Source organism: Kitasatospora humi (assembly GCF_020907985.1).
GTDB classification, from domain to species: Bacteria; Actinomycetota; Actinomycetes; order Streptomycetales; family Streptomycetaceae; genus Kitasatospora; species Kitasatospora humi.
The window spans coordinates 1-9,215 of the sequence record NZ_JAJJPA010000100.1 but is presented as its reverse complement, the minus strand read 5'-3'; the positions used below and the strand labels follow the sequence as shown (position 1 = coordinate 9,215).

The window sequence follows — 9,215 nt, the reverse complement described above, 5'->3', positions numbered from 1 at the left end:
CCCCGCCCCCGCTGGTGGCGCCAGGGACAGTGATCAAGGAATACCAAGATCCCCGACAGAGTCACTCAATGGTCACGGTGATCTGCGAGTGGCCCGGGACCTCCATCACCATGTGCGCCTTCGTCCCCGAGGGGCGCAGCGTCCACCACCTCAGTAGTCAACGGTCCTGGGGTCAACTCGCAGCAGTACAGCGTCTGCGCGATGGTAGGCGATCTACTTACGGCGTTGGGTGCAGATCGTCCCAGGGGGATCTGCACCCGTTCTCGAGCTTCACTGCGTAGAGCTGTCGACGCCTCTCTGGCGCACCCAATAGGATGCGGCGTTCAAATCGGGATGAAGCAAGAGGGGGCGCGGGATGCTACTGACGTGCCGGAAGTGTCGGCAGCGTGAAGTTGCTTTTGACGGGATCAAAGGGCTGTGTCCGGTCTGTCAGCAGGAGAGCGACTTGTCGAAGCCGCCGCAGCGTCGCGGTCGCAACGACAAGGCGGCGTTGCTGGTCCAGTCGAGGGTGAGTCCGGGGCGGGTTTCGATGACGGGCCCACTGGTCACGGTACTGGCCGCAGCCGCGGTGGCCGTCGGAACCGAGGCCGTGCGGTTCTCCGCCGAGCGCACGCGGGCACACCAGTGGGCCTTGGCCGACGCCGGCAACGGCTACGACCGGCAGGCCTTCCACAGTGCACTCCAAACGATCAACACCACGAACCTGTTTCGCTTCGTGGCCTTCATGGCAGTCATGTACGCCTACCAGCGGTGGGTGCGCGTCGGCCACGCGAACGCCATGTCACGCTCCGACATCGGGCTGGGATGGATCAGGGCCCTGCCAGGCGGCCGCGGAGTTGTATGGACCTACGGCGCGTGGTTCCTGTCGGTTTTCGCCGCGGTCTACGTGTCATTCGTGACCAACTCCAACCTGCAAACGTACGGCGACTACGAGAGCGCGGCGAACGTGGACGCCATCTACAGCCTGGTCCGAATAGCCCTGTCCGTCCTGCTGTGCGCGTTCGTCGTGCAGTTGACCATCGGGCTGAACAAGCTGCTGGCCACGCCGCAGACGGTGGCCGTGGCCGACCGGCCCGTCGAGTTGCAGACCGTCGGCGAGGAGTAACGCGGTACGCCTGACCAGCTCGCCGCCAACACGAGCACGGCACGGGACGACTCGCTCAGCTCGGGCCGCTCCTCACGGAAGCCGGTTGCGCCGAACTCATGGTCAGCGGGCGGTCAGCGGGCGGTGGCGCGGCCCGCTTCCGGCTTTCCGGGACCGGCGGGTGAGCGTCTCCTGGCCCGGCGGCGCATGACTGCCGGTTCGATCCGGCGCAGCAGCCAGTAGACCAGCAAGCCGTAGGCCAGGCTGAGCACCAGCAGCATTCCCGCGCTCAGCAGCCAGACCCCTGCGCTGTGCCGGAACAGGGGATCGGCGGCCAGGCTGTTGCCGGGCGCGATGGTTCGTAGGTCGACGGTGGCCGCCATCGCCGCCATGGCCCAGCGGGACGGCACCAACCAGGACAGCTGTTCGAGCCCCGGCACCCCGTACAGCCGCAGCTGGGTGCCGGTGAAGACGACCTGCACGATGGCCAGCAGCACCAGCAGCGGCATGGTGGCCTCCTCCTTGCCGACCAGTGCGGAGACCAGTAGTCCCAGCATCATTCCGGCGAAGGAGAGCAGCGCCATGATGATGATGATTTCGGCGAGCGGCGGTAGGAAGACCCCGCTGCCGCCCTGGGGTCTGAGCCGCACTCCGGCCAGCGCGACCATGGTGAGCACCACGGCCTGGACCACCGTGACCGTGCCGAGCACCACCACCTTCGAGCAGAGGTAGGCCGATCGGGACAGTCCGACGGCGCGCTCCCGCCGGTAGATCACCCGCTCCTTGACCAGTTCGCGGACCGCATTGGCGGCGCCGGTGAGCACCCCGCCGACGCAGAGGATCAGCAGCGCACTGAACGCACTGCTCTGGGTGAGCTTGCCGCCGGCCAGTGCCCGGGCGAGCACGCCCATCACGAACGGCAGGGCGATCATGATCACCACGAAGGTGCGGTCGGCGGCCAGCGCGGCGGTGTAGCGGCGCACCAGGGTGCCAAGCTGGCGGTCCCAGCGCTGCGGCTGAGGGGGCGGCTTGGCCGGTAGCGGCACGGGCCGCGCACGGCGTCGCACGACGGGCAGCGGGGTCCTCGGGCTGCGGTGCCCGGCCGGCGCGGACAGCCTGCTGCGCTGCTCGGTTGGTTCGGACAACCTGCTGCGCTGCTCGGCCGGCTCGGACGGCACGTCGCGCTGCTCGGGCGGCCCCGGTGGCGGCGCGCCGGCTTCCTCGGCCGCCTCCGGCGGCGGCAGCTCGATCGGCACCGGGGGCGCGGCCGGGCCTTCGCGCCGCTGCATGGGCGTGATGTACCGGCGGTACGCGGGCGAAGCCCGGTACTCACCCTCCCAGTCGCGGTCCTCCTGGGTCTCGAAGTTCTCGAACGCCTGCGGCCACTGCGTGCAGCCGAAGTACTCCAGGGCGTCGCCGGGCGGTCCGTAGTACGCGGTGCGACCGCCCGGGGCGAGCATCAGCAGACGGTCGCAGAGATCGAGGCTCAGCACGCTGTGCGTCACCACGACGACCGTGCGACCGTCGTCCGCCAAGCCCCGCAGCATCTGCATCACCGAGCGGTCCATGCCCGGGTCCAGCCCGGAGGTCGGCTCGTCCAGGAAGAGCAGCGACGGCTTGGTGAGCAGTTCCAGTGCCACGCTGACCCGCTTGCGCTGGCCGCCGGAGAGGCTCGCGACCACCAGGTCGGCCCGCTTGTCCAGGCCCAGCTCGGCGATCACCTCCTCGACCCGGGCGGTCCGCTCGGCCGCCCCGGTGTCGCCGGGGAACCGCAGTTCGGCGGCGTAGCCCAGGGCGCGCCGAACGGTCAGCTGGGTGTGCAGGATGTCGTCCTGCGGCACCAGCCCGATCCGGTGGCGCAGTTCGGCGTAGTCGCGGTAGAGGTCGCGACCGTCGTAGCGCACGGTGCCGCCGTCGGCGGGGCGGAGCCCGGTGAGCGCGTTCAGCAGGGTGGACTTGCCCGAGCCGCTCGGTCCGGTGACCGCCAGCAGGCAGTCCTGACCGACCGGGAAGCTGATCCCGTCGAGCAGCCGGCGGTCGTCGTCGACCGTGACCACCAGGTCGGCCACGTCGAGGGTGATGTCGCCGGTGTCGACGAACTCCTGGAGCTCACCGTCGACCAGGCAGAACTCCGAGTGGCCGATGCCCAGCAGGTCCCCCGGAGCGATCACGGCCTGCGTCACCGGTTGACCGTTGAGATAGGTGCCGTTGTGGCTGTGCAGGTCGGTGATCGCGCACCGGCCGTCGGCGGTCGTGTGCAGTTCGGCGTGGTGGCGGGAGACCTCGAGGTCGGTCAGGACGAGGTCGTTGTCGGGTGCGCGGCCGATCCGCAGGGTGTGGGCGACCAGCGGATGGATGCTGGTGGGCGGCCGGTAGGACCCGGTGATCGGGGTCAGTGCGCTGGGGCGCGGGACGGCAGGCTGCTGCGGCGCCACGGTGAGCTCCACCTCGGGGCCGTCGCCGGGGTTGCCGAACCGGATGACGCTGTCGGCACCGAGATCCAGACGCGAGATCCGGCGGCCCTCGGACCAGGTGCCGTTGGCGCTGTCAAGATCGTCCAACATCCAGTGTCCGTCGCCGAGGTGCAGCACCGCGTGATGCCATGACACCCGGGGGTCACTGAGCGGAATCTCGCTGCCCGGGTCGCGGCCGACGTGGTACGAGCGGCTCGGGGTGAGGACCCGCGAGTCGCCGTCGCTCGTCAGTACCAGGTCCGGCGCGATGGGCGCGACCTGTCGCTCTCCCATGTATTCGACCATAAACCTTTCGGCACGCGGGGGCGGTTCCAGCGCTCAGGGGGCTGGTCGGGCACGGGTTCCGCGAGTGCTCGCCCGCGCAGGCCCCGGGGGTCCGGACCGGGAAGCACGGGCCGATCGGCGACGCGGCGGACCCGGTCGCCGGGGAGCCGGTCGCACCGCGCGTCGACGGCCCCAGGCTGCGACCGAGCCGACTGGAGCCCGCCCCGGCGACCGTCGCCCCCACGCCGGGCCGCACCGGGGCGATGTCGGTGAACGGGTATCCGTCCTGCCGGCGCGGCGATCTGACTCAGTGTCAGGAGGATGGCCGGCGAGACGCTGTGCCTCGGCGTCCGGCCGGGGCGGGCGGATCGGCGTCCGGCCGGGGCGGCAGGCAAGCGGGTGACCGTCGAAGCGTCCTGGTGTTGCCTCGACCGCGCGCCGGTTGGTGGCGCGAAGGAATCCCGCGGGCGCCGGCGCACTGCTCGGAGTCGGCCGGTGGGGGCTGGCACAGCGGCCCCGGGCCTGCAGGGCGGGGCCGCTGGGCGAGTGCTCGAGGGCGAGTGCTCGAGCGCGTCAGGCTGCCACGGGCACCAGGGGGTGCATCGCGTCGTTGCCGTCCTCCTGGATGACGCCGTAGGACGCCTCGGGGACGGGGTTCCAGGCGCCGGGGAGGTCGCCGAGGGGTTCGGACACCACGATGCGGGTCTCGTCGGAGACCAGGCGCAGGTGGCGGACCTCGGGGTGGAGGGCGCGCAGGGCCTCGACCTCGGTGCTGTAGAAGAGGGAGCGGCTGGCGCGCTCGGTGGAGTAGCGGAACGCCCACAGGCTGCTGCCGTCGGAGACGGCGACCGTCATGTTGATGGCGTTGGGGATGCCGTGGTGGTCGGCAGCGGCTTCCACCATGCCGATCATGCGTGCCACCGCGCCCGGCGGGTCGTCCCGCAGACCGAGGGTGAGGGCGAGGTAGAACATGGTTTCGGAGTCGGTGGTGCCCTCGATGGAGGGGAAGAGGGAGGGGTCCACGGCGAGCATGAGCTCGCGGCGCAGCTCGTGGAAGCGGTTGATCAGGCCGTTGTGCATCCACAGCCACCGGTCGTAGCGGAACGGGTGGCAGTTGCTCTCCTGGACCGCGGTACCGGTGCCGGTGCTGGCCCGGATGTGGGCGAAGAAAAGGTGCGAGCGGACGTGGGTCGCCAGGTCGTACAGGTTCCGGTTGCTCCAGGCCGGGCCGACACCGTGGAACAACGCCGGCCTCTCGTCCGGGTCGAGCGGGTCGGTCGCGGGGTCGGTGTACCAGCCGACTCCGAAGCCGTCCCCGTTGGTCGTCTCGGCACCCAGTCGGGAGTGGCGGCTCTGGTCGATCAGGGAGTGCTCCGGCTTGTAGATCAGTTCGTCGAGCAGGATGGGTGTCCCGGAGTAGGCCAGCCATCGGCACATGGGTTCTCACCACCTTGCCGGCGCGGCGCGGCGCACGGCGTCGAGGCATGCGGTCCCCTCCACGGTAGGGCGGCGTGCGGGCGGCGGCGCGTTGGGCGGCAGCGGGGGAGCGGTCGGCAATCGAGCCCCGGGCAGCAGTGGTCAGTAATCCAGTCCCGGGTACCAGTCGCCGCGCCCCTGCGGGGTGAGGTCCAGCAGGCTCCAGACCGGCGAGAGCAGGTCGATGCCGCGCTGGTCGAGATCCGCGTCCATCCGCGGGCGGGTCGAGTACTGGTGGCGGACGGTCCCGTCGCCGTCCCTGGTGAAGACCGAGATCGTCGAGTCCTGGTTGCCTGCCTCGTCCTCGCTGCCCAAGTCGTACTTGAACGAGTTGGCCCCGCAGCTGAGCAGCCGCAGCCGGTCCCAGCGCCGCCGCCGGGCGTGCTCCCGCAGCTGCTCCGGATCGGCGGCGGCGATCACCACGAAGTCGACCTGGCGCTGCACGTGGCCGACCACCCCGTTGAAGCCGTCGAGCCACATGGTGCACATCGGGCAGGGGTCGACCTGCTTCTTGCCGTACATGAACTGGTAGGCCAGCAGGGGGCGTCCGGGCTCGGTGAAGAGCGCGGAGAGCTGCACCGGGCGGACCGGCAGGTCGCCCTGGTCGAGGTGGTCAGGCCCCTCCAGGAAGATGTAGTCGGTCACCGCCGGACCGGGCGGCAGGGCACGCCGCTTCTCCGCGACACCTTCCCGCTGCCGCATCAACTCGATTTCGGCACGTTGCAGTCGGTCGCGGGCCTCGACGTACTCGGGGCTCTCGTTGGGCAACCGGGTGGCGTACGGGTGGAACGGCGAGACTGACGGCATGCGGCCAGCCTCGATCGGGGCAGTGGGCCGGGCAACCGGGGTGTGCCGGACGGGTGGTGCGGGGGCGCCCCTGGTCGGCGGCACCCCCGCACCACTCGGCGGGCCGGATCAGCGGTGGTTCGGGAACTCCACCACCTGCTGGTAGGTCGGCCGGTTCTGCCAGGTCGTGGTGGCGTCGGTGATCCCACCCAGCGGACGCTGGATGATCGCGTCGGCGCACCACTGGTCACCGGCCGAGCAACTGCTGTCACCCGGGTAGACCTGGGACGCGGGCTCGGCGGCGGCCTGCTGCAGCGTGTTCAGCAGTACGGTCCGGCAGGCCGCCAACTGCCCGCCACCGCAGAACTGCTGGGACAGCGGGCCGGCCACCGGCTGGCCGAGCACCGAGCGCAGGTCCTTGTCCAGGTAGCTCCACCAGCCGTACTGGAACGACGAACCCTTGTGCGGGATCGACTCGTTGGCGCTGACCGAGCCGCTGGTGGCCCCGGTCTGCCCACCCGAGGGCGACTCGTTGATCTGCAGCGCACCGGTCAGCGCGGTGTAGGCCTGGTCGCCGAGGCCGGGGTGCATGATGCCGTCGGCGACCAGCGGCCACCAGGCGTCCATCACCTGGATCGCGGTGGCATCGGTGTAGGCGTGGCTGCCTGCGGAGGTCTCCAAGCGCTTGCTGCCGGACGCCTGCCAGGCGGTCAACTCCTGTACGACCGAGGCGAGCTGGGGATCGGTCACCGGGGCGCTGTTGATCACCTTGAGCAGGTCGGGCAGCACGTCCTCACCGCGCAGGTCGGTGACCGCGGCGTCCTCCATCGCCTGGGTGAGCGAGGCCCGGGTCACTCCGCCCTTGGCGACCAGCGCCTTGACCCGGGAGTCCAGCAGATTGGCCCGGTGCACCGAGCCGTCGCCGAAGCCGGCCGAACCGTAGTCCGCGGCCTGCTTGTTGTTCCAGGAGACGTAGTAGTCCTGGTCCACCGACTGCGGGTGCTGGGACGGCGGCGTGTACTGGGCGGTGTTGGTGGCCGGGTCGAAACCCTGCCACTCGTAGGCGGGTTGGGCCATGATCGGCAGGCCGGCATCGACGCCGGGAGCACGCACCGGGTTGTTCCCGGAGTTGTAGTAGGCGGTGTGCTGGGAGTCGGCGTAGAACCAGTTGAAGGTGTAGTTGATGTTCTGCGTCGCCTGCTGGAAGCCGGCCGGACCCGTCACCACGGACGGATCGTTGAGCATCTGGAACCCGACGATCGAGTCCGCCTCGTGCTTGTAGCTGGAGCGCAGCGAGGTGAATGCCACCGGCTGCCCGCCGACCTTGCCGCGGGCCGTCACCAGGCCGTAGTTCGAGCGGTACATCACCAGCGAGTAGGAGCCGGCCGGGGTGGAGTCGGCGGTGGTCGGCGACCAGGAGTCGTCCCGCTCCAGCTTGTCGAACGGGGTGCAGACCCCGTGGTAGAGGTAGGACTCGGCGGCCAGCGTCACCGGGGAGCCGTCGGTGGTGCAGAGCGGCACGGCGTAGGTGTCGGTGATGTCCTGCCCGGCCGAGGTGGCGCTCCACGCGTAGTCCTGGCCGCGGCCCAGCTCGACGTAGAAGCTCAGCCCGGCGAAGGCGGCACCGCGGGCGCTGATCCCCGGACCCTGCAGCTCCTCCAGCATCAGCAGCTGTGGGGCGAAGTAGCCGGTCTGCGGCCCGAAGACGGCCACCGGGTGCCCGCTGGCGGTGTACTTGCCGGACACCACAAGGGCGTTGGACATGCCGTGCTTGGCGGTCAGCAGATTGCCGGGCAGCACGCCGGTGGCGGTCGTGGTGCTGCTGGTGGCCGATCCGGTGGCGTTGTAGATCAGTTGCTCGGGAACCACCGAGCCCGCGTCCGGCATGGCCACGCCCTGCGGGTTGTCGGGCGGCAGCGCGTACGGGAAGGACTGGCCGTCGTGCACGGTGGCGACGGCCTCCGGATCGTTGGCCTCGCGCAGCGAGAGCCACAACTGGTCGCCGACCGCGGTGCCGTAGCGGGCCTCGGCGGCCTGCTTGACGGCGGCCGACTGCAGTTCGCCACCGCCGCCGGAGCCGAACAGCGCACCGATCACCGAGGCCAGTGCGACCAGGTCGGTCAGCTTGAACGGCTGGATCGAACCGGCGTTGGTGATGGCGTTGACCTGCCCGGTCAGGTCGTACTCGCCCGGGAAGTAGCGGCCGTTGTAGGACTCGCTGATGTACTGGTTGATCCCGTCGACGTAGGCCTGGGCGTCCGCGAGGGCCTGCTTGGTGCGGTCGTTCTGATTGGCCAACGAGTCTATCTGGGCCTGGAGTTCGGCCTCGGTGTAGGGTGCGGCCTGCCAGAAGCTCTGCTCCAGTTGGCGGTTGGCGGCCGCGCCGCCGGCGAAGCTGGACAGTTCGCCCCGGCCGACGTGCCGGAACAGGTCCATCACCCAGAGCCGGTCCTGGGCGGCCGCGTAGCCGGCGCCGAACTCGGTGCCGTACCTGGTCGTGCCGGTGATGTGCGGTACGCCGACGTTGTCGCGCACGATGGTGACGTCCGGGCGCGGGTTGCTGGTGCTGGTGATCTGGCCGGCCGGGACGCCGAACGAGGCGTCGTTGAAGAAGTTGTTCAACTTGTCGTTGGTCAGGCCGGGGTAGCTCGACGCGAGCGACGCATAGGGGCCGAGCTGGTCGTCGGTGTGGCCCGGCTTGGTGCCGAACACCTTGTTGGCGAGGATGTCGGCGAGGGTGGCGTTGCCGTTCTCGCCCGGGGGCAGGATGTCGCTGCACTGGTCGGCGCAGTAGTCGTTGGCGGCGGTGACCCGGCCGGTGGCGGCCTGGGCGGTCACGGCGCCCGGAACGGCAGCCAGCAGAGCGGCGGCCAGGGTGGCGGCCAGGGCGGTTCTGATTCCTATGGGGCGACGGTCACCGGCGTGTTGCCGCCGACTCCGCAAGGGCATGCGTGGGGGCACGATCAGCTCCTCGCTGTGCGGGAAGGGAAACCTGACGGTAAGTCGGATTCCAGTCGGTGCCTAGCTCCTGCGCGCGGATTCGGTGTGATTATTTGTCATGTCTTGACGACTCTTGGGGATTCGGGGCCGCGACGGGCCCGGCCGCAGGGTGCGGTGCGCGGCAGCGGGGG

5 protein-coding genes are annotated in these 9,215 nt (G+C 70.2%); 1 reads left to right on the top strand and 4 read right to left on the bottom strand.

What is annotated here, in order from left to right:
• The first annotated feature begins 445 nt into the window (after positions 1 to 445).
• On the top strand, positions 446 to 1,105 hold the full coding sequence (locus LN042_RS36105; protein ID WP_230055698.1) for a hypothetical protein: 660 nt from the start codon (positions 446 to 448) through the stop codon (positions 1,103 to 1,105).
• A gap of 113 nt (positions 1,106 to 1,218) precedes the next feature.
• Here the strand turns inward: LN042_RS36105 and LN042_RS36100 are convergent, their stop codons facing one another.
• The 4 genes from LN042_RS36100 to LN042_RS36085 all read right to left on the bottom strand — a co-directional run bounded on the left by LN042_RS36100 (position 1,219) and on the right by LN042_RS36085 (position 9,033).
• Positions 1,219 to 3,831 (bottom strand): FHA domain-containing protein, encoded by a 2,613-nt coding sequence (locus LN042_RS36100; RefSeq protein WP_230055697.1) that lies wholly within the window; start codon positions 3,829 to 3,831, stop codon positions 1,219 to 1,221.
• Between the two features lie 564 nt (positions 3,832 to 4,395).
• Positions 4,396 to 5,259, bottom strand: a complete 864-nt coding sequence (locus tag LN042_RS36095; RefSeq protein ID WP_230055696.1) for a class II glutamine amidotransferase — start codon at positions 5,257 to 5,259, stop codon at positions 4,396 to 4,398.
• A 141-nt stretch (positions 5,260 to 5,400) separates the two neighbouring features.
• Positions 5,401 to 6,105, bottom strand: coding sequence for a DUF899 family protein (locus LN042_RS36090; protein WP_230055695.1), 705 nt, complete (start codon positions 6,103 to 6,105; stop codon positions 5,401 to 5,403).
• A gap of 108 nt (positions 6,106 to 6,213) precedes the next feature.
• Positions 6,214 to 9,033, bottom strand: a complete 2,820-nt coding sequence (locus LN042_RS36085; protein WP_230055694.1) for a penicillin acylase family protein — start codon at positions 9,031 to 9,033, stop codon at positions 6,214 to 6,216.
• Between the last annotated feature and the right edge of the window lie 182 nt (positions 9,034 to 9,215).